Source organism: Herbidospora daliensis (assembly GCF_001570585.1).
Lineage (GTDB): Bacteria > Actinomycetota > Actinomycetes > Streptosporangiales > Streptosporangiaceae > Herbidospora > Herbidospora daliensis.
On the sequence record NZ_BBXF01000002.1, the window covers coordinates 1,601,217 to 1,622,470 of the forward strand.

The following is a 21,254-nucleotide window of genomic DNA, read 5'->3' on the forward strand; positions in this document are numbered from 1 at the left end:
AGATCAACACCCCCCAGTGGAGCGACACATGAAATACCAGCACAAATGGCTGCTCGCGGCCGCCGTCGCCATGACCGCCGCCGTCGCCTTCCCGGGCGCGGCCGCGGCCGACCCCGGTGACAGCACCGACGTCGCGGTCACCGTCGAGATCGCCCCGATCGAGGAGCCGGGCGTCCTGGCCATGTCCATCGCCGCCAACTCGGTCGCCCTCGCCGAGGAGGGCTCGACCCTGGAGGAGCGCCGGTTCACCGGCACCCTCCCGGCGGTGACCGTCACCGACACCCGTACCGGCGACGAGATCCCCGAAGGCGCGGCGTGGGCCGTGCTCGGCAACGCGTCCGACTTCACCGGCGACGCCGGCCAGGCGGCCATCGGGGCCGGTCACCTGGGCTGGAAGCCGAACCTCATCGACGGCGGCGACACCGGCCTGGTCGCCGAGGGCGAGGAGGTCGTGACCGTGCTCGACGAGCCGACCCAGCCGGGCAACAACGTCGGCCTGGTCGACCAGGAACTGCTCGTCTCGACCTTCGACTCCGGCGAGGTCACCGAGGGCTCCTACACCGTCAACGCCGACCTGTTCCTGAAGACCCCGGCCGACGTGGCCGCCGGTTCCTACAGCTCCACCCTGACCCTGTCCCTGTTCGAGTAACCCCCAAAGAGGAGCCCGCCATGAACCGATTCCTCACCGTCTTCATGGCGGTGCTCTTCACCCTCGTGCTCACGCCCGGCGTCGTGCACGCCGAACCGGCCACGCTGACCTGGTCGGTCCAGCCCGCCTCCGCCGCCGGCCCCGACGGACGGCGCTGGATCGAGCTCTCCCTCGACCCCGGCCAGACCGTGACCGAGCACCTGGCCGTGCGCAACTTCAGCGACGGCGAAGCGGTCTTCGCCCTCAAGGCGGCCGACGGCTACCTGACCGACAAGGGCCGCTTCAACATGCTCAGGTCCGACCAGAAGTCCACCGACGGCGGCACCTGGATCGACGTCCAGGACGAGGTCAGGGTCGGCGCCAAGGCGACCGCGGTCGTGCCGTTCACCGTCACCGTGCCGCAGGACGCCGCCCCCGGCGACCACCCGGCCGGCATCGCCGCCACCGTCACCAGCGCCAGCGGCACGGTCGCCGTGGAGAGCCGGGTGGGCTTCCGCCTCATGATGCGCGCCACCGGCACGATCAAGGCCGAAGTGGGCGTCACCGGCCTGTCGGCCCGCTACGACCAGCCCTGGAACCCGTTCTCCTCCGGCACCGTCACCGTGCGGTACACCGCGACCAACACGGGCAACGTCGCGGCCGGCGGCGCGGGCGCGGTGGCGGTCAGCGACCTGACCGGGCTGGCCGGACGCGACGGCCGGGCCGACGTCGCGGAGATCTTCCCCGGCGACAGCCGCACCGTGGAGACGAGGATCGGCGGCGTCTGGGCCCTGGGCCCGATGTCGGCGAACGTCACCGTGACCCCGTCGGTCGAGGGCGGCGTGCCGATGAGCGCCGACGTGACGGTCTGGACGGTCCCATGGCCGCAGCTGGCCCTGATCGCCCTGGTCGTGGCCCTCTTCTTCGCCTCCCGGGCGGTCACCCGGCGGCGCCGGCGCCGCCTCTACGACCTGCTGGCCCGCGCCCGCGAGGAGGGCCGCGCCGAAGCCCGGGGCTAGACCTCGCTCAGCACGACCGCGCGGGCGGTGGGCAGCGCCACGTGCACGGTCGTGCCGTTCCCGGGGGCCGAGGTGATCCAGCAGCGCCCGCCGTGCGCGTCGGTGATGGCCTTCACGATGGCCAGGCCCAGGCCCGCGCCGCCGGTGGCGCGTTCCGAGGAGCCCTGGGTGAACCGGTCGAACGCGCGGGCGACCTGCTCCGGCTGCATCCCCGGGCCCTGGTCGGTGATCTCCAGGAGCACCCGGGCGTCGTCCTGCGCCAGGTGGATCAGCACGGGGGTGCCTTCGGGGGTGTGCGCCCGTACGTTGGCCAGCAGGTTCACCATGATCTGCCGGATCCTGGCCTCGTCGACCACCGCGACCAGCGAGTCGGGGGCGTTGACGACGATGGGGGAGCCGGGGTTCAGCGCGCCCGCGTCGGCGGCGGCCTCCCTGACCACCTCCGCCAGGTCGGTGGCGGCCAGGCTGAGGGTCGCGCCCTTGTCGAGGCGGGCCAGCTCCAGCATCTCGGTGACCAGGTTGCCCATGCGGGTGGCCTCGTCCTCGATGCGGCCCATGATCTTGGGGAGCTCCTCGGGCGGGATCGCGCCCGCGCGGTAGAGCTCGGCGTAACCGCGCACCGTCGACAGCGGGGTGCGCAGCTCGTGGGAGGCGTCGGCGGCGAACCGGCGCACCCGCTCCTCGCTGGTCCAGCGGTCGCGGAACGCCCCGGAGATGCGGTCGAGCATCAGGTTGATGGCGCTGCCGAGCCGGCCGACCTCGGTCGCGCCCTCGGGCATCCGGGCCGACAGGTCGCCGCCCTGGGCGATGCGCAGGGCCGTGCGCGACATGCGGTCGAGCGGCGACAGGCCCGACACGATCAGCAGCCGCCCGCCCAGCGCCAGCAGCGCGATCAGCAGCCCGCCGGTGACGAGCTCGGCCAGCAGCAGATGGCGCACCGGGTCGCCGACGGCGTCGAGCGGCACCGCCACGACCACGATGCTGGTTCCGGTACGGTCCTTGGCCGCACTCGCGAGCAGGTCGTCGCCCAGCTGGAAGGTGCGCCCGGCGGCGGCGTGCCCGCCGAGCCGGTCGGCGCCCAGGTCGGCGAGCATGCCCGGCACCTTCGCCGACTGCGGGAAGTCGCCGTTGACCAGCGCGGGCTTGCTCGTCTCCAGGTTGACCTGCGCGACCGCGAACGGCGACCCGGCCAGCGCCTGGGTGACCGACTCCACGGCGTCGACCCGCCGGGTGGCGGTGGCGGTGGCGGCCAGCAGCTGGCTCTCCAGCCGGCTGGTGAGGTGCTGTTCGAGCACCACCGCGCTCGTGACCGACAACACGACCAGCAGGATCGTGCTCACCACGAGCAGCCCGGCCAGCAGCCGGGAGCGGAGCGACATCGTCAACGCCATTTCGTCTGGCCCCGATCTGTCAGGGCCGCAGAGCGTATCCCACGCCACGTTGCGTGTGGATCAGAGGTGGTCCGAGCGGGTCCAGCTTCCGCCGCAGATAGGAGATGTACGTCTCCAGCACCTGCGACGAACCGCCGTACCCCCAGACCTGGTCGAGCAGCTGCCGTTTGGTCAGCACCAGCCCGGGATGTTCCATCAGGAAGGCGAGCAGCCGGAACTCGGTCGGCGACAACTCCACCCTGACCCCGCCGCGGCGCACCTCCCACCGGGCCTCGTCGAGTTCGAGGTCGGCCACCCGCAGCACGTCACGGCTGGGACGCTCCGCGACGTCCGGCACGGACGTCCGGCGCAGCACCGCCCGGACCCGCGCGATCAGCGCCTCCACCGAGAACGGCTTGGTGACGTAGTCGTCGCCGCCCATGGTGAGCCCGCGCACGGTGTCGGAGACGGTGTCGCGCGCGGTCAGGAAGATGACGGGCGTGGTCGCGCCCTCGGCCCTGACCCGGCGGCAGATCTCGAACCCGTCGATGTCGGGGAGCATCACGTCGAGCACGATGAGGTCGGGCCGGCGGTCGGCGAACTCGCGCAACGCGTCGCGCCCGTTGGCCACGGCTTTGACGGTGAACCCGTGGAAGCGGAGGGCCACCTCGATGATGTCGCGGATGTTCGGGTCGTCTTCGACGACGAGGATCCTGGTCTCACTCATGGCGAGCTCAAGTATGGTGCTTTTCTCCCACTAAAAGCCCCATATCGGTCACATCGTGGCGTCTCATGCGCCACACCTTCTCCTCCACGCCTGTGGCGCCCGGAGGAGAAGGGTGGGAAAACCCTGAGTTATTGGACCGTGGCCACGCAGAAGACGGTCTGGCCGAACGGCGGCGTGACGAACCGCTCGATGAACCGGGTCGCCGGCACGACCGTCCGGTCGTAGATCTTGACCAGGCGCGGGTCGGGATAGCCGACGCCGCCGCGGCGAACCGCCGCCCACCAGGCGATGCCGCCCAGGAAGTTGATCGGCTTCAGCGTGTGGACGCCGAGCCCCGCCGCCTTCACCGCGGCGCCGAGCGTCTTCGGGGTGTAGCGGGTGACGTGGCCGACCTTCTTGTCGAAGTCGCCGTAGAGCTGCATGTAACCGGGCACCCAGATGATGATCTTCCCGCCGGGCTGGGTGACGCGCGCCAGCGACCGCAGCGCCTCGACGTCCTCCTCGATGTGCTCCAGCACGTTCATCAGCACGACCGTGTCGACCTTGTCCTCAAGCGGGATGTCGGTCGGCAGCCCGAACTGCAGCACCCCCACGTCGGGATTGTCGGCGAACCGCTTCTCCAGCTGCTCGACGCAGTAGGGGTCGAAGTCGCTCGTCACCAGACGGTCGAGCCGCGGCAGGAACTGCTCGGCGAAGTGACCGAGACCGGAGCCGATCTCCAGCATCGACCGGCCGACGTGCGGGGCAACCATGTCGAACTCGTATTGCCGGTAGTTGCGCGCCTCGTCGCCGCCCAGATGGTTCTCCAGGGCTTCGTCTCCGGCCGCGGGCTGTACTACACGGTCGTACCCAGACATGGCTCCTCATTCAACGGGCTGATGGCGGTTCGAAAGAGTCTAGTGCCCAGGAGAAAGACGCCGATTCTCTTCTGCGGCATCTCCCACTACAGAGTTACGATTCGTTAATGCGTGCCGAGGTGACCAGTTTCATCGGCCGGGAGCCGGAGATCACCGAGATCGCGCGCCTGCTCGAGGTCTCCCGCCTGGTGACGCTCACCGGTGTGGGCGGCGTCGGCAAGTCCCGGCTGGCGGGCCGGGTCGCGGCCGTGGCGCAGGCCGGTTTCCCCGACGGAGTGTTCGTCGCCGACCTCGCCAAAGTCGGCGAGTCCGACCTGCTCAGCCATGCCGTCGCCGACGCGGTGCGGTTGACCGACCGCACCACCCGGCCGGCCGACGAGGTGCTGACCGCCCATCTGGCCGACCGGCGGGCGCTGCTGGTGCTCGACGGGGCCGACCGGCTCGTCGACGCCTGCGCCAAGCTGGCCGAATCGCTGCTGCGCGGCGCTCCGGGGTTGCGGGTGCTGGTCACCAGCAGGCAGCCGCTCGACGTGGCCGGAGAACATCTGTTCGCGGTCGCGCCGATGAGCCGTGCAGAGGCGCTGGAACTGCTGTCCGACCGGGCCGGGCGGGTGGTCGGCGACGACGCGGGGCTGTGCGACCGGCTCGACGGCATTCCGCTGGCGATCGAGCTGGCCGCCGTGCGGCTGGCGGAGTTCCCGGTCGAGGAGCTGGTGCGGCGGCTCGACGACCGGTTCCGGCTGCTCGACGGGTTGCGCGCCGCGATCGGGCTGAGCCACGAGTTGTGCTCGCCGGCCGAGCGGCTGTTGTGGGCGCGTCTTTCGGTGTTCGCGGGGTCGTTCGGGCTGGCCGCGGCCGAGGAGGTGTGCGCCGACCGCACCCTTCCCGCCCATGCCCTGCTCGGTCTCATCAGCAGTCTGGTCGACCGGTCGATCGTGGCCCGCGCGGGCGGGCAGTACCGGCTGCTCGACACCGTGCGCGACTACGGCGGGGAGTGGCTGCACCGGCTCGGCCCCGAGGAGACCGACCGGTTGCGCCGCAAGCACAAGAACCACTACCTGCGGCTGGCGCGGCGCGGCGAGTCGCAGTGGTTCGGGCCGGGGCAGCAGAAGATCTACGCCCGCACGAATGCCGAGCACGGCAACTTCCGGGCCGCGCTGGAGTTCTGCGTCTCGACCCCCGGGGAGGAGCGCGACGGCCTCGACCTGGCGGCCACCCTGTGGTTCTACTGGGTGTGCTGCGGGCATCTCGGCGAGGGCCGCCACTGGCTGGAGCAGGTCCTCGACTCCGACCCCTCGCCCACGCCCGAGCGGGCCAAGGCGTTGTGGGTGGCCGGCTACGTCGCGATCATGATGGGCGACACCGCGAGGGCCACCACCCTGCTGGCCGAGTGCCGCGAGCGCGGCGACGACCGGTCGCGCGCCCGCGCGGTGCAGCGGCTGGGCGCGCTGGCGATGCTGGCCGACGAGCTCGACCGGGCGATCCCGCTGCTGCTGCACGCCCTGGCCGAATACGAGGACATGGGGCTGCTCGACACCCACGTGCTGATGGGCAAGATCGAGCTGGCGATGGCCCAGGCGTTCACCGGGCGGCTCGAACCGGCCGGGGTGATCTGCCGCGACGTGCGGCGGCTCTGCGAAGACCACGGCGAGCGGTGGGTGCTCGCCTACGTCTGCTACGTCGAGGCCTATCTCGCGTGGGGCTCGGGCGACCACGCCGGGGCCGAGCGGCTGGCGCGCGAGTCGCTGACGTACAGCAGGATCTTCAACGATCTGATCGGCACGGTGCTCGACGTCGAACTGCTCGCGCTGGTGCTCGTGGGCACCGGCGACGCCGCCGGTGGCGCGCTCCTGCAAGGGGCGGCGGCGGTCGTCTGGGAGTCGGTCGGTTCTCCTCTGTACGGCTCCCGCCACTTCACCGCCGCCCACGACGAGTGCGCCAGACGGGCGGCCCTCGAACTGGGCGAAGAGGCGTATCAGACGGCGTTGGCCCGCGGCCGGAGGATGGGACTCGACCGGGCGTTAGAAATTTCCACCCGAGGTAGAGAATTATCCACCGCTGCCCCGCAAACGTGATTGCGCCGTGAAACCCTGACGGCCGTGAACCTTCCGGCGGAAACCAGTACCTTCGTCGGGCGAGACGCGGAGTTGTCCGAGGTCGGCCGACTGATCACCGAGTCGTCCGTGGTGACGCTCGCCGGTCCGGGCGGCGTGGGGAAGACGCGTCTGGCGTTCCGTGCGGCGGCCCAGCACGCCGGGGTTCACCTGGAGCCGGTCCGGGTGGCCGAATTGGCCGCCGAGCGCAACGGCGATCTGCTCGCCCACGCGGTCTCCGCTGCGCTCGGCCTCCCGGAACAGTCGGTCCGGCCCCAGGGCGAGGTGCTGGCCGCGCACCTCGCCGACAGCCGTCTGCTGATCGTGCTCGACACGGTCGAACACCTCGTCGGGCCCGCCCGCGCCCTGGTCGGCCAGGTGCTCGCGAAGGCGCCCGGCGTGCGTTTCCTGGTCACCAGCCGCCAGCCGCTCGGCCATCCGGCCGAACGCGTCTTCCGGGTCCGCCCGCTCGTCGAGACCGACGCCCTGCGCCTGTTCGCCGAACGCGCCGCCGCCGTCGTGCCCGGCTTCACCTCCACCGAGGAGGTCGCCGACCTCTGCCACCGGATGGAGGGCCTGCCGCTGGCCATCGAACTGGCCGCCCGGCGGTTGCGCTCGATGACCCCCAAAGAGCTGGCCGACCGGCTCGACGACCGGTTCGCGCTGCTGTCGGGCCACCGGGGCCGCACCGGCCGGCACGCCGCGCTGCGGACGTCGGTCGGCTGGAGCCACGAACTGTGCACCCCCGACGAGCGGTTGTTGTGGGCCCGGCTCTCGGTGTTCGCCGGGTCGTTCGAGGCCGAGGCGGCCCAGTACGTCTGCGGCGACGACCGGCTGCCCAACGTGCCCGGCACGCTGGCGAAGCTGGCCGACAAGTCGGTCGTCTGCGTCGTCGGCGACCGGTTCCACATGCTCGAGACCGTCCGCGTCTACGGCCGCGAGTGGCTGCGCGAACTCGGCGAGGAGGAGCACCTGATGCTCCGCCACCGCGACCACTACGTCGCGCTGGCCCGCCGCGCCGAGGCCGACTGGTGCGGCCCCAACCAGGCCACGTGGTCAGACTGGGCGCGCGGCGAGATGCCGAACCTGCGCCTGGCCCTCGACCGGAGCATCGCCAGCCCGATCGGCCTCGACCTGGTGGGCCGCCTGTGGTTCGTCTGGTACTGCCTCGGCCACGCCCGCGAAGGCCGCCACTACCTCGACCGCGCGTTGGAACGTAACACCGCCGACAGCCCCCAGCGCACCCGCGCCCTGTGGGCCGCCGCCTACGTCGCCTTCGCCCAGGGCGACCATGACCAGATGGCCATCCGCCTCACCCAGGCCCGTGAGGCCGCGCTGGCCCAGGAAGACCCGGCCGCCATCGGCCACGCCTGCACCGGCGCCGCGAGCCTGGCCCTGTTCCAGGGCGACTTCGACGCCGTACGCCTGCTCGCCGAGGAGGCCATCGACCACCTCGACCGCGTCGGCGGCCGTTACGTCGCCCGCCTGTCGGCCCTGTCGCTGCTCGCGCTGGCCCTGATCGGGCGGGGCGACCCCGACGAGGCGGTGATCGTCCTGGAGGGCCAGCGGGCGGCGTGCGAGGCGCTCGGCGAGGAGTGGTCGCGCTCGATGGGCGACCAGATCAGGGCCGCCGCCGAACTCGGCCGGGGCGACGCCGTCACCGCCGACCGCTACGCCCGCACCTCCCTGCGCACCATCTGGCGCCTGGGCGACGTGATGGGCAGCGCGATGGCCGTCGAACGCCTGGCCGCCTGCGCCGTCGCGATGGGCGACGCCGTGCGCGCGGCCCGCCTGCTCGGCGTGGGGGAGCGGTTGTGGGACGAGTTCGGGCCGAGCCGCTTCGCCCCGCCCGGCTTCGTTGAGTCGCGCGGCCGCACCGACCGGCGCACCCGCCGCGTCCTCGGCGAACACGCCTACCTGGAGGCGTACGCCGAAGGCCGCCGGATGTCCCTCGACGGCGGCGTCGGATACGCCCTGGGCGGTCTTCCCAATTCCGGAGCGATGCGGTGGAATCATCCCGCCGATGAATGCCGATGACCCGCCCCCTCTGACCGACGACGAAGCGGTCGGCCGTTCGCTCGCCGGTGACCTGACCGCCTACGAGGCGCTGGTCACCCGCTACACCGCGATCGCCCACCGCACGGCGTTCCTGCTCGGCGCGGGCGACGAGGCCGAGGACGTGGTCCAGGAGGCGTTCGTCAAGGCCTATCGTCATCTGAGGTCGTTCCGGCGCGACTCGGCCTTCCGGCCCTGGTTGCTGCGCATCGTGGCCAACGAGACCCACAACACGACCCGGTCGCGCGGCCGCCGGGCCGACCTGTCGGTCCGGCTCGAAGCGGTGCGCGACGGCGGCGGCCCCGAAGATCCGCAGGACACGGCGGTGGCCGGCGACCGGTCGGCCCGGCTGCTCGCGGCGGTCCGGGCCCTGCCTGATCGGGAACGCGAAGCGGTGGTCTGCCGGTATTTCCTGCAGTTGTCCGAAGCCGAGACGGCCGAGGTCCTCGACTGCCCGATCGGGTCGGTGAAGAGCCGCACCCACCGGGGCCTGCGACGCCTGAGGGAGGAGGTGGACCGTGAACTCCTCTGACGACCCCTTCGAGGCCGAACTGCGCGCCCTGGGCGAGTCCCTGCACGTGCCGCCGCCACCCCCGGCGATGGCCGACCGGGTGCTGACCGCCCTGCGGGAGCCCGCGCCGCAGCGCCGCTTCACCACGAAGCGGCTGGCCGCCCTGGTGGCCGCCTTCCTGGTCGTGCTGATCGCCGCCACCCCGCAGGGCCGCGCGGCGGTCGCCGAGGTGCTGCGCTTCGCCGGGGTCGAGATCGAGGTCGGCGGCTCGGCGCCGCTGCCCTCGGGGTCCCCCTCCCCGCTGCCCGCCGAGACGAGCGCCGCGCTGGCCGAGGCCCGCGAGGCGGTGGCGTTCCCGCTGGTCGTCCCGGCCGCGCTCGGCGAACCCGACCAGGTCACGGTGGCCGACGGAGGTCAGGTCGTCAGCATGTACTGGGACGGGATCCGCCTCGACCAGTACGACGGCAGCCTGCGCGAGGTCTGGCACAAGGAGCTCGGCGAACCGTTCCCGCAGCAGACCTGGCTGGGCACGACGTCGGGCGTCTGGATCCCGCAGCAGCACGGCATCGAGTACCTGCCCAGCGCGGGCGGGACCCCGGTCTCGCTCCGGCTCGCCGGCCCGACCCTGATCTGGCAACTCGGCCGCGTCGGCCTGAGGCTCGAAGGCGTGCCCGACCTGGAGCAGGCCAAGAAGATCGCGAACTCAGCTCGCTAGCCACGCGTCGATGTCGGCGATGATCTCCTTGCGGACCGGCTCGGGGGCCGTCGACGACCTGATCGACTGGCGGGCCAGCTCGGCCAGCTCGGCGTCGGAGAAGCCGTAGACGTCTCTGGCCAGTTCGTACTGCGGCAGCAGCCGCGCGCCGAACAGCAGCGGGTCGTCGGCGCCCAGCGCGATCGGCACCCCGGCCTCGAAGAGCCTTCTGAGCGGTACGTCTTCGGGACCCCGCGCCACCCCCAGGCCCACGTTCGACAACGGGCAGACCTCGCAGGTGATCTGCCGGTCGGCCAGCCGCTCCATCAGCCGGGGGCTCTCCGCCGCCCGTACACCGTGACCGACGCGGTCGGCCCCCAGGTCGTCGACGCACTCGGCGACCGAGGCCGCGCCCAGCAGCTCGCCGCCGTGGGGCACCGCCAGCAGCCCGGCCCGCTTCGCGATCCGGAACGCCGCGTCGAAGTCGCGGGCCCGGCCGCGCCGCTCGTCGTTGGACAACCCGAACCCGACCACGCCCTTGTCGGCGTACTGCGCCGCCAGCCGGGCGAGGGTGCGGGCGTCGAGCGGATGGCGGGTGCGGTTGGCCGCCACGATCACCGCGACCCCGACCCCGGTCGCCACCGACGCCAGCCGGGCCGCGTCGAGCGCCAGCTCCAGCGTCTCGGTCAGGCCGCCGAACCTCGAGGCGTAGCCCGACGGGTCGACCTGGATCTCCAGCCACCGCGAGCCCTCACGGGCCTCGTCCTCGGCCGCCTCGCGGACCAGCCGGTAGACGTCGGAGGGCCGCCGGAGCACCGACCGGGCGATGTCGTAGAGCCGCTGGAACCGGAACCAGCCGCGTTCGTCGGTGGCGTGCAGCTGCGGCGGCCAGTCCTGCACCAGCGCGTCGGGCAGGTGGACCCCCTGCTCGCGCGCGAGCTCGATGAGGGTTGAATGGCGCATCGAGCCGGTGAAGTGCAGGTGGAGATGTGCCTTGGGGAGTCTGTCGAGTGGCCGCCGCATCTCCATATCCTGCCGCAACGGCACTCAACCCTTCACCCGCTTCGCGCGTTGTGGACGAGCGAAAGGGGAGCCCATGACCGATGAAGACGAAGCGGCCTTCGACGAGTTCGTGGCCGCGCGCAGCACGGCGCTGCTCCGCACCGCGATCCTCGTCTGCGGCGCCAGCGCCCACGACGCCGAGGATCTGGTTCAGGGCGCGCTGGAAAAGGTCTACCGCCACTGGTCCCGCATCCGGGCCGACAACCCGGAGGCCTACGCCAGGAAAGTGGTGGTCAACAGCGCCATCACCCGCTCGCGTCGCCGGCGCGTGATCCAGGAGATCACGTTCGCCGCGCCGCCCGACACCCCCGTCGAGGGTCCCGACCTCGGTCTTCGCGAAGCGATGCTGACCGAGCTGCGCAAACTGCCGGCCCGCATGCGGGCCGTCCTGGTGCTGCGCTACTGGGAGGACCAGTCGGAGGCCGAGACGGCCGTCCTGCTGGGGTGTTCGGTCGGCACGGTGAAGAGCCAGGCGGCGCGGGGGCTCGCCAGGATTCGTGAAGCGATGGTTGAAGGAGTGCCCGCATGAACGTCGAGGAAGCACTGAAAGAGGCGATGCGCGCCAAGGTGGGCGAGGTCTACGCGCCACCGTCGATGGGCAGCGCCGTCCGGCGCCGCCGGCGCCGTTCGCTCGTCCGGTTCCGTACGACCGGAGCCGTCCTGGTCACCGCGGCGGTCGCGGTCACCGTGCCCGTCGTGCTGACCAACACCACCCCGCAGGCCGGACCGGCGGCCGGCGCCTCGGCGCCCGCCATCGCGGTGCCCGGCATCGTCGTGCCCGACGTGGTCGGCATGAACGCCAAGCAGGCCTACCTGCTGCTGGAGCAGGCCGGCCTGACCCCGGTGCTCATGACGCCGGGAGAGGGCGCCGACCAGGCCGGCGTGGTCGCGGGCGAGAAGGTGATCATGACCGAGCCGGCCGCGGGCGCCGTCGCCGACCCGAAGGCGCTCGTCCAGATCAAGGTCCCGTGGGAGCCCGCGCCGACCGTCTCCCCGACCGCCCCGGAGGACGAGGGCGGCAAGCCGGAGATCGCGAACCTGGGCGACCTCGGCGACGGCCTGACCTGGATGGGCATCCACGTCGGCTACCTCCCCGACGGCGTGAAGTGGGGCGGCGACTCCTACGTGGGCGGCTTCGGCCCGAAGTCCGCCACCGTGCCCTACGTCACCGCGGGCCTGGAGGAGGGCATGTACTCCATCCAGGTGATCGTCGGCGTCGACCGGAACCTGCTGCGCCGCGACGGCGAGCAGGTCGCCCCCGGCACCTGGATCTCCAACTACGGCGAAGGCGGCGAGAAGCTCGACTTCGGCGCCGGCTCGACCCTGACCGCCAGCCGCGACCTGCCCGGCGACCAGGTGGTCCAGGTCCTGTTCAGCCCCGACTACAGCGCCTCGCTCGGCGAGAAGACGGCCCTGGCCGAGATCGCCAAGGTGATCGAGCACATCCGCGTCGAGAAGTAGGACAACCTCCCCGCCCGGTCAGGCGTATGTGAGGACATGACGGGATTCGCGGACTTCGTCGCCGCCCGGGGCACCGCCCTGCTGCGGACGGCGTACCTCACCTGCGGGTCCGTCCACGAAGCCGAAGACGTGCTGCAGGCCGCTCTGGAGAAGGCCTGCCGCAACTGGTCCCGGATCGACGATCGCGATCCGGAGCCCTACGTGCGGCGCATCATCGTCAACACCGTCATCAGCCGGGCCAGACGCCGGGCGATCCTGCGGATCATCCCCACGGGATCGCCGCCCGACCGCCCGGCCCCCGCCGACGACGTGGTGCTGCGCCAGGTGCTCATGGACGGCCTGCGAGCCCTCCCGCCCCGCCAGCGCGCGGTCATCGTGCTGCGCTACTGGGAGGACCTGACCGAAGCCCAGACCGCCGAGATCCTCGGCTGTTCCACCGGCACGGTGAAGAGCCAGGCGGCCAAGGCCATGGCCCGCCTCCGCACCCTGCTGGGGGAGGAGGTGAGCAGTGCTGGAACATGACCTCAAGGCGGCCATGACCGCCGAGACGGCCGCCCTGACGATCGCCCCCGACCTGGCCGAACGCGTCGAACGCCGGGCCCGCCGCGGCAGGTGGCGAACCCGCCTCGCCGCGCTCCTGGCCGCGGTGCTGGCCGCCGCCGGCTGGTGGCTCGTCCCCAACCTGCTCGGTACGCCGGCCGCCCGGCCGGACCGGATGATCGACGGCGTGGAGCTCGGTCATCTCCCGGCCGGCCTGGTCAGGCAGCCCGACCTCCGGCAGGCCGAGGGCGAGGTCACGATCACGACCGCGCGGTGGATCCACCTCGCGGGAGAGAGCCGTCTGGAACGAAGCGTCAACGTGAGCGTCGCCCGGGGGCCCATCGCGACCACCGAGGCCTGGCGCGTCTACAGCGGCGAGGACGAACTCGACGCGGTGGTCGCCGGCCACCCGGGCACCCGCATGAGGAGCCCGCACGGCGAGTTCTTCTACTGGGCGCCCGCGCCCGACCTCGCCATCACGGTCATGACCATGGGCGAGGTCAGCCTGGAGGCCGTCGTCGCCGGGCTCGACTACTAGCGGGCCTCGCCGAAGAGCTTGCCCAGGCGGGTGACCCCTTCGGCGAGGTCGTCGTCGCCCAGGGCGTAGGAGAGCCGGAAGTACCCCGGCGTGCCGAACGCCTCGCCCGGCACCACCGCGACCTCGGCCTCCTCCAGCACCAGCTCGGCCAGCTCGACCGACGACGCCGCCCGGCGGCCCCGGATCTCCTTGCCGATCAGCTCCTTGACCGACGGGTAGACGTAGAAGGCCCCGAACGGCTCGGGGCAGACCACGCCCGGGATCTCGTTCAGCATCCGGACCATCGTCTGCCGCCGCCGGTCGAAGGCGGTCCGCATCTCGGCCACCGCCGACAGGTCGCCCGACACCGCCGCCAGCGCCGCCGCCTGGGCCACGTTCGACACGTTCGACGTCGAGTGGGACTGCAGGTTGGTGGCCGCCTTCACCACGTCGGAGGGCCCGATCAGCCAGCCGACCCGCCAGCCGGTCATCGCGTACGTCTTGGCCACGCCGTTGAGCACCACGACCTTGTCGGCCAGCTCGGGGACGGCGGTCGCGATGCTGGTGAACGTCGCGGAGCCGTACACGAGATGCTCGTAGATCTCGTCGGTCACGACCCACAGGTCGTGCTCGACCGCCCAGCGGCCGATCGCCTCGACCTGCTCGGGGGAGTAGACCGCCCCGGTCGGGTTCGACGGCGAGACGAACAGCAGCGCCTTGGTCCGCTCGGTCCGGGCCGCCTCCAGCTGCTCCACCGACGCCAGGTAGCCGCTGCCCTCGTCGGTCACCACGTCGACCTGGACGCCCCCGGCCAGCTTGATCGCCTCGGGGTAGGTGGTCCAGTAGGGCGCCACGACCAGCACCTCGTCACCCGGGTCGAGCAGGGTCGCGAAGACCGCGTAGACGGCGTGCTTGCCGCCGTTGGTGACCAGCACCCGGCCCGCGTCGACCTCGAACCCGGAGTCGCGCAGCGTCTTGGCCGCGATGGCCTGCTTCAGCTCCGGCAGCCCGCCCGGCGGCGTGTACTTGTGGAACCGGTCCTCCGCGCAGGCCGCCACGGCCGCTTCGACGATGTAGCCGGGCGTCGGGAAGTCGGGCTCCCCGGCGCCGAAGCCGATCACGGGCCGGCCGGCGGCCTTCATCGCCTTCGCCCGGGCGTCGACGGCGAGGGTGGCTGACTCGGAGATGGCGGCGACACGCGCGGAGATTCGGCTCATGCGCACATGTTTTCAGACCGGTATCCCGCCGCCCCGCCATTTCCACGATGCGGACGGTACCGTTGACCTGCGCGGCCGTACTGGTTCGACGAAGTGACCGATCCTGCGTACACTTCCACGTCTAGTGGCCCACAACGGCGGGAACGGAAGCCTCCGTTCTCCTGTAGTGTGGTGCACGGCTTAGGGCACTAGCGCAATTGGTAGCGCACCGGTCTCCAAAACCGGCGGTTGGGGGTTCGAGTCCCTCGTGCCCTGCGGAGTGCGGTCCGCGCACTAAGGGCGTATGAGCCGCCGGTTGCGATGGACACGACGGATCAGGTGAGGACTGTGGCGATCGACACGCGCGGCGAGGCCGCGGCTCAGCCGGAAAAGCCGAGTGGCGAGAAGAAGGCCAAGCGCACCACCCCTGCCCTTTTCTATCGGCAGGCAGTAGCGGAGCTCCGCAAGGTCATCTGGCCTACGCGCAAAGAGCTGATCAACTACACCATCGTGGTCCTCGTTTTCTGCCTGATCATGGTCGGAATCGTGTCCGCACTAGACTTCCTTTTGACGCAGGGTGTGCTGGCGGTCTTCGGTTCCTGACCCGCCCAGCACAGTAAAACCCGACGGAAAGAGGAATAGCCATCGTGTCCGAGTCCCCGCAGCAGGCCGACGACTCCCGCGACGAGTGGGACGACGAGGCCGTTGAAGAGGTCGACGAGGCCGCTGACGACGCTGCGGAAGCCGACGAGGCCACCGAGGCTGAGGCTTCCGACGTCGCCGACTCCGAAGCCGACGAGAACGTCGACGAAGACGGCGACATCCTCCCCGACGTCGACCCCGTCGAGGAGTTCAAGCGCCAGCTCCGCGGTCAGCTCGGCGAGTGGTATGTGATCCACTCCTACGCCGGCTACGAGAACCGCGTGAAGCAGAACATCGAGAGCCGCACCGGCAGCCTCAACATGGAGGACTACATCTTCCAGGTCGAGGTGCCGACCCACACGGTGACCGAGTTCAAGGGCGGCAAGAAGACCCCGATCAAGGAGCGCGTGCTGCCGGGCTACGTCCTGGTCCGCATGGAGCTCACCGACGAGTCGTGGGCCGCGGTCCGCAACACCCCGGGCGTCACCGGGTTCGTCGGCCTGTCGAACAAGCCCAGCCCCCTGAACCTCGACGAGGTCGCCAAGCTGCTGGCTCCCGAGCCGACCGAAGAGGTCAAGAAGGCCGCCACCAAGTCGGCCGCCTCGACCGTCGAGTTCGAGATCGGCGAGTCGGTCACCGTCATGGACGGCCCGTTCGCCACGCTCCCGGCCTCGGTGAGCGAGATCAGCCCCGAGTCGCAGAAGCTCAAGGTGCTGGTGTCGATCTTCGGTCGCGAGACCCCCGTTGAGCTGTCGTTCAACCAGGTCTCGAAGATCTGAGGCGGTCCCCTACAATTAGACGTTCGGCTAGAGCCGCTCCTTCGCGAAGGGCGGCTCGCCGACATGTTCCCCCTCCGATCTGCCGGGGGAACGCAAAGCGAGACGCGGACGGCCGAAGGCCGGCCGTGGCTCGCGTCATGAATCTGCCTCAAAGTTAAGAAACAGGACCCGGAGAGAGTCATGCCTCCCAAGAAGAAGATCGCGGCGTTGGTGAAGGTCCAGCTTCCCGCTGGCCAGGCCACCCCCGCCCCGCCGGTCGGTACCGCCCTCGGTCCCCACGGCGTCAACATCATGGAGTTCGTCAAGCAGTACAACGCTGCGACGGAGTCCCAGCGGGGCAACATCATCCCCGTCGAGATCACCATCTTCGAAGACCGCACCTTCCAGTTCGTCACCAAGACGCCTCCGGCGCCCGAACTGATCAAGAAGGCCCTCGGTCTGAAGAGCGGCTCGAACAACCCGCTGAAGACCAAGGTCGGCCAGCTCTCCAAGGAGCAGCTGCGCGCCATCGCCGAGCAGAAGATGCCCGACCTGAACGCCAACGACATCGAGATGGCCGAGCGCATCATCGCCGGCACCGCCCGCTCCATGGGCATCACGATCGCCGAGTAATCCCGCGAGGGATCGAAGCGACCGAGCCGCCGTGCCGAAGGCGCGGCAAATCAAACCGAGTGGGAGGGCCTGCGCGGCCCACACCACGAACTCCCTTTCTGGAGATAGCAGTGAAGCGCAGCAAGAGCTGGAAGAACGCGGCCGCTCAGGTCGACCGCGACGCCCTGCTGGCCCCCCTCGAGGGTGTCCGCCTGGCGAAGAAGACCGCGTCCACGAAGTTCGACGCCACCGTCGAGGTCGCCCTGCGCCTGGGTGTCGACCCGCGCAAGGCCGACCAGATGGTCCGCGGCACCGTCAACCTCCCGCACGGCACCGGTAAGACCGCCCGGGTCCTGGTCTTCGCGACCGGTGACCGTGCCGAGGAGGCGCGCGCCGCGGGCGCCGACATCGTCGGCGCCGACGAGCTGATCGACGAGGTCGCCAAGGGCCGCCTCGACTTCGACGCCGTCGTGGCCACCCCCGACCTCATGGGCAAGGTCGGCCGCCTGGGCCGCGTGCTCGGTCCGCGTGGCCTCATGCCCAACCCGAAGACCGGCACCGTCACGCCGGCCGTCGGCAAGGCCGTCACCGACATCAAGGGCGGCAAGATCGAGTTCCGCGTCGACCGTCACGCGAACCTCCACTTCATCATCGGCAAAGCGTCCTTCGACGAGCGTCAGCTCCTCGAGAACTACGCCGCCGCCCTCGACGAGGTGCTGCGTCTCAAGCCGTCGGCCGCCAAGGGCCGCTACCTCAAGAAGGTCACCTTCGCGACGTCGATGGGCCCCGGCATCCCGGTCGACCCCAACGTCACGCGCGGGATGGCCGCCGAGCTCGACGCCTGATCACCTTCGTGGTCGAACAGGCCTGAACAACCCCCGTCCGGGTACCGGACGGGGGTTGTGTCTTTTCTGTGCGAATCCTGAGGACAGGACCGCGCTCCAGAACGGCCCAACGTAGGCTCGGGCCGACGAAGGGATTGACAAGATGCGCAGATTCTTAGTGGCCGCCGGCGCTGTCGCCGCCCTGGCGGTGGCCGGTTGCGGGACCACGACTGCCCAGCCGTTGGGGGACGTCAAGCTCTCCGCCGCCGAGGCCATTCAGCAGACGGCCCAGAAGGCCGACTCGATCGACTCCTACAGCGCCGACATCGTGCTCGACTTCGCCGACCCCAAGGGGCAGAAGGGCACCGTCCAGGGCAGCATGCTGTTCCAGCAGAAGCCCACCCTCGCCTCCGACGTGACCCTCAACGAGGTGTCCTTCGGCGGTCAGTCCGTTCCCGGCGGGCTGCGCGTGGTGCTGGCCGACGAGGTCGCCTACGTGAAGATGGACATGCTCAAGACCCTGATCGGCACCGACAAGCCGTGGGTGAAGATCGACCTGAAGCAGCTGGGCGACGCCCAGGCCGCCGGTCAGTTCCTCGACCAGGCCCAGCAGATCGACCTGAAGACCAGCGTCACCCTGCTGACCGCCTCCAAGGACGTCAAGGCCGTCGGCACCGAGCCGGTCAACGGCGTCGACACGACCCACTACGCCGGCAGCTTCCCGGTCGAGGCTGCCGTGCTGCTGCTGCCGAAGGAGGCGCAGGAGCGAGTCAAGGGCCAGCTCTCCCAGCTGAAGAACGTCAAGTTCGACGCCTGGATCGACGGTGAGGGCCTGCCCCGCAAGATCGGCATCAACGGCGCCGAGCAGGGTGCGAGCTTCTCCGCGACCCTGCTGTTCAAGTCGTTCAACGAGCAGCTCAGCATCGCCGCGCCGCCCGCCGACCAGGTCGGCGACCTGCCCAAGAACATGCCCGTGGGTGGCTGATTTGGTGTTGCGGGCTTGACACCGTACTCTTGGTCCTGCCAAAGACCGCCGGTTGTCTCCGGGTGCCTAACCCGGTGACCGAAGGTCCCACGTTTGTGGGCGACCCGCGCAGGTGTGACTGAGAGCCTCTGCCAAGCCTTTCTGGAGCTTGCTGAGAGCCCCGTGCGCCCTGCGCCCGGGGCTCGTCCGTTTTCTTGGGGCCTTCATCCCTTCCGGCGGCGACATCTGGAAGGAGGCCCATGGCGAAGACGGAGAAGGCCGGCGCGGTCGACGAACTCAAGGCTGAGTTCGATGGCAGCAGCGCCGCCGTTCTGACCGAATACCGCGGGCTCACCGTCGCCCAGCTCAAGCAGCTGCGCGTCTCTCTCGGTGGGCATGCGAAGTTCGCCGTGGCGAAGAACACGCTGGCCAAGATCGCGGCGAACAACGCCGGGATCACGGCCCTCGACGACCTGCTCTACGGCCCGACCGCGATCGCGTTCGTCAAGGGCGACGTGGTGGAGGCCGCCAAGGGTCTGCGTGAGTTCGCCAAGGCCAACCCCCTTCTGGTGATCAAGGGCGGTGTCGTCGACGGCAAGTCGATGACCCCCGCCGAGATCTCCAAGCTCGCTGACCTCGAGTCCCGTGAGGTTCTCCTCGCGAAGCTGGCCGGCGCTCTGAAGGCCAAGCAGTCGACGGCTGCCGCCACCTTCGCCGCGCTGCCCACGCAGATGGCTCGTCTGGCCGAGGCTCTGCGCGCGAAGCGCGAGGAGTCCGGAGAGTAAGCAGGTCCGCGCGAGCGGGGGGAAGCGCAAACCGCGGTCCCTTTTCCACGTTATTCAGCACGATCCTTATGGAGGAACCATCATGGCGAAGCTCAGCACCGACGAGCTGCTCGACGCTTTCAAGGAGATGACCCTCCTTGAGCTGTCCGACTTCGTGAAGCTGTTCGAGGAGACCTTCGACGTCAAGGCCGCCGCGCCCGTCGCGGCCGTGGCCGTCGCCGGCCCGGGCGGCGCCGCTCCGGCCGAAGAGGCCGAGGAGCAGGACGAGTTCGACGTCATCCTCGAGGCTGCCGGCGACAAGAAGATCCAGGTCATCAAGGAGATCCGCGCGCTCACCAGCCTGGGCCTGAAGGAGGCCAAGGACCTGGTCGACGGCGCTCCCAAGCCGGTCTTCGACGGCAAGGTCAACAAGGAGCAGGCGGAGAAGGCCAAGGCTGCCCTCGAGGGCGCCGGCGCCAAGGTCACCGTCAAGTAGTCTGCACAACCCGCGAAGCGGTCCGCTCCAGGTGCCTGGGCGGGCCGCTTTCGGCGTTTCTCCAACCGCTTTGCCGCGATCGGGCCGCCGTCCCGGTAAGCGCACATAGAATCCGCCCCGTGGCCAGGATCCGCCGTGAGGCACCCCGTCGCCTCAACCTGGCCCTGCTGGCCGCCGTCCTCGTGCTCGGGGCCGCCGCCGGGTGGGTGTGGACGCTCAGAGCCGACGCCCTGGCCCGCCAGGCCGACGAGGCCGCCGCCGTGTCGGCCGCCTCCACCCACGCCGTCAGCCTGATGTCGCTCGACCACCGCACCTTCGACACCGCCTTCCGCGGCGTGTTGTCGACCTCGACGGGGGAGACCCGGGACCGCTACGAACGCGAGCAGGACGCCGCCCGCGCGACGGTGATGAAGGAGAAGGTGCTCCAGACGGGGGTGCTCCGGGGCGCCGGGCTGGTGTCGATGAACCCCGAGGGCGACCGCGCCCAGGTGCTCGTGGTCGCCGACGTCGTCGTCGACTTCACCGGCCGCGAGAAGGACGAGCCCGAAGACCGCTTCTACCGCTGGCGCATGGATCTGGCGAAGGAGAACGGCCGCTGGCTGGTCGCCGACGCGGAGCTGGTGCCGTGATGGCCGTCGTGCAGCGGGCGCTGCGGCTGACCACCCTGCTCGCCGTGCTGGCCGTAGCCGCGCTGGGCGGGCTCGGCCGGCTGTATCTGGACCTGAAACGGGCCCAGGACACCACGGCCGCCGCCGGGGAGGCCGCGCAGGCCGCACGGGCGTACGCCGCCGACATGCTCTCCTACGATCACCGCACCATCGAGGCCGATCTCGAACGGGCCCGCGGCCACGCCACCGGCCCGCTGGCCGAGCACTACGCCAATCTGGCGGGCACGTTCATCCCGCAGGTGCGCCGGCAGTCGAAGGTCCAGCAGGCGACCGTGGCCGCCGTGGCGGTCGAGGAGGCCACCCCCGAAAGGGTCAAAGTGCTGGTTTTCCTGAACACCTCGACAAGCCAGACAGGGGGGCCGGCGAGGCTCGTACAGAACAGAGCGCGCCTGGTCATGGTGGTTACAGACGGTCGCTGGCGGGTGTCGGGACTGTCGACGTTGATCGGCAACACGCCCATCCGCTGAGCCGCGAGACCCAATTGTTAGTCACGTTTGGGTTTTGGTTTGAGTGGCCTAGGGAATGTCCAGGGCGTTGGAAGGTCGATCAACGGTCATCGTTGGGCCTTCCGTGTGACAGAGCGTTAGCGGACTCGGGTCCAGGGTATCGACTGGGCTCGGCGGGTTGTCGATAGGGCTGCGCAACCGGTGCTCGTCTCACGGAAGGGAAAAACCCAGCGTGCTGCCCATTGGTTAGCCGAAATGTCGTCTCTCGGGCTTGACGTTTGAGCCCAGACGGGTGATGCTGCCAGCAACGTGGAGCGCAGAGCGAGAGCGGAGTGGACAGGTGTATGCCC

Annotated in this window: 24 protein-coding genes and 1 tRNA gene; 20 read left to right on the forward strand and 5 right to left on the reverse strand. The window is 70.5% G+C overall.

Annotation, left to right across the window (positions count from 1 at the left end; genetic code table 11):
* The first annotated feature begins 28 nt into the window (after positions 1-28).
* Positions 29-649: a hypothetical protein gene (locus AW274_RS13895; protein WP_062431393.1), complete on the forward strand. Its 621-nt coding sequence runs from the start codon at positions 29-31 to the stop codon at positions 647-649.
* Positions 650-669: 20 nt separating this feature from the next.
* The gene (locus AW274_RS13900) at positions 670-1,647 is read left to right on the forward strand and encodes a DUF916 domain-containing protein (RefSeq protein WP_062431394.1); all 978 of its coding nucleotides are present in this window, start codon (positions 670-672) and stop codon (positions 1,645-1,647) included.
* On the opposite strand, the gene AW274_RS13905 is transcribed toward AW274_RS13900, so the two are convergent.
* The 3 genes from AW274_RS13905 to AW274_RS13915 form a co-directional block, all read right to left on the reverse strand.
* Positions 1,644-3,026, reverse strand: a complete 1,383-nt coding sequence (locus AW274_RS13905; protein ID WP_063813361.1) for a sensor histidine kinase — start codon at positions 3,024-3,026, stop codon at positions 1,644-1,646. The two genes, AW274_RS13900 and AW274_RS13905, sit on opposite strands and share 4 nt — an antisense overlap.
* 31 nt (positions 3,027-3,057) lie before the next feature.
* Positions 3,058-3,744: a response regulator transcription factor gene (locus AW274_RS13910; RefSeq protein WP_062431396.1), complete on the reverse strand. Its 687-nt coding sequence runs from the start codon at positions 3,742-3,744 to the stop codon at positions 3,058-3,060.
* A 128-nt stretch (positions 3,745-3,872) separates the two neighbouring features.
* Positions 3,873-4,601, reverse strand: a complete 729-nt coding sequence (locus tag AW274_RS13915) for a class I SAM-dependent methyltransferase (protein WP_062431397.1) — start codon at positions 4,599-4,601, stop codon at positions 3,873-3,875.
* Between the two features lie 107 nt (positions 4,602-4,708).
* Here AW274_RS13915 and AW274_RS13920 point away from each other — a divergent pair, with 107 nt between their 5' ends.
* Genes AW274_RS13920 through AW274_RS13935 form a run of 4 tightly spaced genes read left to right on the forward strand, consistent with a single transcriptional unit; the run spans position 4,709 to position 9,975 of the window.
* Positions 4,709-6,676 carry an ATP-binding protein gene (locus tag AW274_RS13920; protein ID WP_062431398.1) on the forward strand — a complete coding sequence of 656 codons (1,968 nt, stop codon included), beginning with the start codon at positions 4,709-4,711 and terminating at the stop codon, positions 6,674-6,676.
* Between the two features lie 24 nt (positions 6,677-6,700).
* Positions 6,701-8,731, forward strand: a complete 2,031-nt coding sequence (locus AW274_RS13925; protein WP_198169171.1) for an ATP-binding protein — start codon at positions 6,701-6,703, stop codon at positions 8,729-8,731.
* On the forward strand, positions 8,718-9,281 hold the full coding sequence (locus AW274_RS13930) for an RNA polymerase sigma factor (protein ID WP_062431400.1): 564 nt from the start codon (positions 8,718-8,720) through the stop codon (positions 9,279-9,281). Before AW274_RS13925 ends, AW274_RS13930 begins: the two co-directional genes overlap by 14 nt.
* Positions 9,268-9,975 (forward strand): hypothetical protein, encoded by a 708-nt coding sequence (locus AW274_RS13935; RefSeq protein ID WP_062431401.1) that lies wholly within the window; start codon positions 9,268-9,270, stop codon positions 9,973-9,975. The genes AW274_RS13930 and AW274_RS13935 overlap by 14 nt, the downstream gene beginning before the upstream one ends.
* Here AW274_RS13935 and AW274_RS13940 read toward each other — a convergent pair.
* Positions 9,964-10,977, reverse strand: a complete 1,014-nt coding sequence (locus AW274_RS13940) for an adenosine deaminase (protein WP_062432011.1) — start codon at positions 10,975-10,977, stop codon at positions 9,964-9,966. The two genes, AW274_RS13935 and AW274_RS13940, sit on opposite strands and share 12 nt — an antisense overlap.
* A gap of 73 nt (positions 10,978-11,050) precedes the next feature.
* Here AW274_RS13940 and AW274_RS13945 point away from each other — a divergent pair, with 73 nt between their 5' ends.
* Genes AW274_RS13945 through AW274_RS13960 form a run of 4 tightly spaced genes read left to right on the forward strand, consistent with a single transcriptional unit; the run spans position 11,051 to position 13,555 of the window.
* Positions 11,051-11,545, forward strand: coding sequence for a SigE family RNA polymerase sigma factor (locus AW274_RS13945; protein WP_062337810.1), 495 nt, complete (start codon positions 11,051-11,053; stop codon positions 11,543-11,545).
* A complete protein-coding gene (locus AW274_RS13950) occupies positions 11,542-12,477 on the forward strand; it encodes a PASTA domain-containing protein (RefSeq protein WP_062431402.1) in 936 nt (311 codons plus the stop codon). The genes AW274_RS13945 and AW274_RS13950 overlap by 4 nt, the downstream gene beginning before the upstream one ends.
* 36 nt (positions 12,478-12,513) lie before the next feature.
* Positions 12,514-12,999 carry a SigE family RNA polymerase sigma factor gene (locus tag AW274_RS13955; protein ID WP_062431403.1) on the forward strand — a complete coding sequence of 162 codons (486 nt, stop codon included), beginning with the start codon at positions 12,514-12,516 and terminating at the stop codon, positions 12,997-12,999.
* On the forward strand, positions 12,986-13,555 hold the full coding sequence (locus tag AW274_RS13960; protein WP_062431404.1) for a hypothetical protein: 570 nt from the start codon (positions 12,986-12,988) through the stop codon (positions 13,553-13,555). Before AW274_RS13955 ends, AW274_RS13960 begins: the two co-directional genes overlap by 14 nt.
* Here AW274_RS13960 and AW274_RS13965 read toward each other — a convergent pair.
* Positions 13,552-14,751 carry a pyridoxal phosphate-dependent aminotransferase gene (locus AW274_RS13965; RefSeq protein ID WP_062431405.1) on the reverse strand — a complete coding sequence of 400 codons (1,200 nt, stop codon included), beginning with the start codon at positions 14,749-14,751 and terminating at the stop codon, positions 13,552-13,554. The genes AW274_RS13960 and AW274_RS13965 overlap by 4 nt on opposite strands.
* Positions 14,752-14,933: 182 nt before the next feature.
* Here AW274_RS13965 and AW274_RS13970 point away from each other — a divergent pair.
* The 10 genes from AW274_RS13970 to AW274_RS14015 all read left to right on the forward strand — a co-directional run bounded on the left by AW274_RS13970 (position 14,934) and on the right by AW274_RS14015 (position 20,925).
* Positions 14,934-15,006 (forward strand) — tRNA-Trp (locus tag AW274_RS13970).
* Positions 15,007-15,078: 72 nt separating this feature from the next.
* Positions 15,079-15,333, forward strand: a complete 255-nt coding sequence (gene secE, locus AW274_RS13975) for a preprotein translocase subunit SecE (protein ID WP_030451517.1) — start codon at positions 15,079-15,081, stop codon at positions 15,331-15,333.
* A 44-nt stretch (positions 15,334-15,377) separates the two neighbouring features.
* The gene (gene nusG / locus AW274_RS13980) at positions 15,378-16,151 is read left to right on the forward strand and encodes a transcription termination/antitermination protein NusG (RefSeq protein WP_062431406.1); all 774 of its coding nucleotides are present in this window, start codon (positions 15,378-15,380) and stop codon (positions 16,149-16,151) included.
* A gap of 180 nt (positions 16,152-16,331) precedes the next feature.
* A complete protein-coding gene (gene rplK, locus AW274_RS13985; protein WP_030451515.1) occupies positions 16,332-16,763 on the forward strand; it encodes a 50S ribosomal protein L11 in 432 nt (143 codons plus the stop codon).
* A gap of 110 nt (positions 16,764-16,873) precedes the next feature.
* Positions 16,874-17,587, forward strand: coding sequence for a 50S ribosomal protein L1 (rplA, locus tag AW274_RS13990; RefSeq protein ID WP_062431407.1), 714 nt, complete (start codon positions 16,874-16,876; stop codon positions 17,585-17,587).
* Positions 17,588-17,729: 142 nt separating this feature from the next.
* On the forward strand, positions 17,730-18,551 hold the full coding sequence (locus AW274_RS13995) for an SCO4651 family lipoprotein (RefSeq protein WP_062431408.1): 822 nt from the start codon (positions 17,730-17,732) through the stop codon (positions 18,549-18,551).
* A 239-nt stretch (positions 18,552-18,790) separates the two neighbouring features.
* Positions 18,791-19,315: a 50S ribosomal protein L10 gene (gene rplJ / locus AW274_RS14000; RefSeq protein WP_062431409.1), complete on the forward strand. Its 525-nt coding sequence runs from the start codon at positions 18,791-18,793 to the stop codon at positions 19,313-19,315.
* Positions 19,316-19,397: 82 nt separating this feature from the next.
* A complete protein-coding gene (gene rplL, locus AW274_RS14005; protein ID WP_062337791.1) occupies positions 19,398-19,790 on the forward strand; it encodes a 50S ribosomal protein L7/L12 in 393 nt (130 codons plus the stop codon).
* Positions 19,791-19,909: 119 nt separating this feature from the next.
* Positions 19,910-20,419 (forward strand): Rv1363c family protein, encoded by a 510-nt coding sequence (locus AW274_RS14010; RefSeq protein ID WP_062431410.1) that lies wholly within the window; start codon positions 19,910-19,912, stop codon positions 20,417-20,419.
* The gene (locus tag AW274_RS14015) at positions 20,419-20,925 is read left to right on the forward strand and encodes an Rv1363c family protein (protein ID WP_062431411.1); all 507 of its coding nucleotides are present in this window, start codon (positions 20,419-20,421) and stop codon (positions 20,923-20,925) included. Before AW274_RS14010 ends, AW274_RS14015 begins: the two co-directional genes overlap by 1 nt.
* Positions 20,926-21,254: the final 329 nt, after the last annotated feature.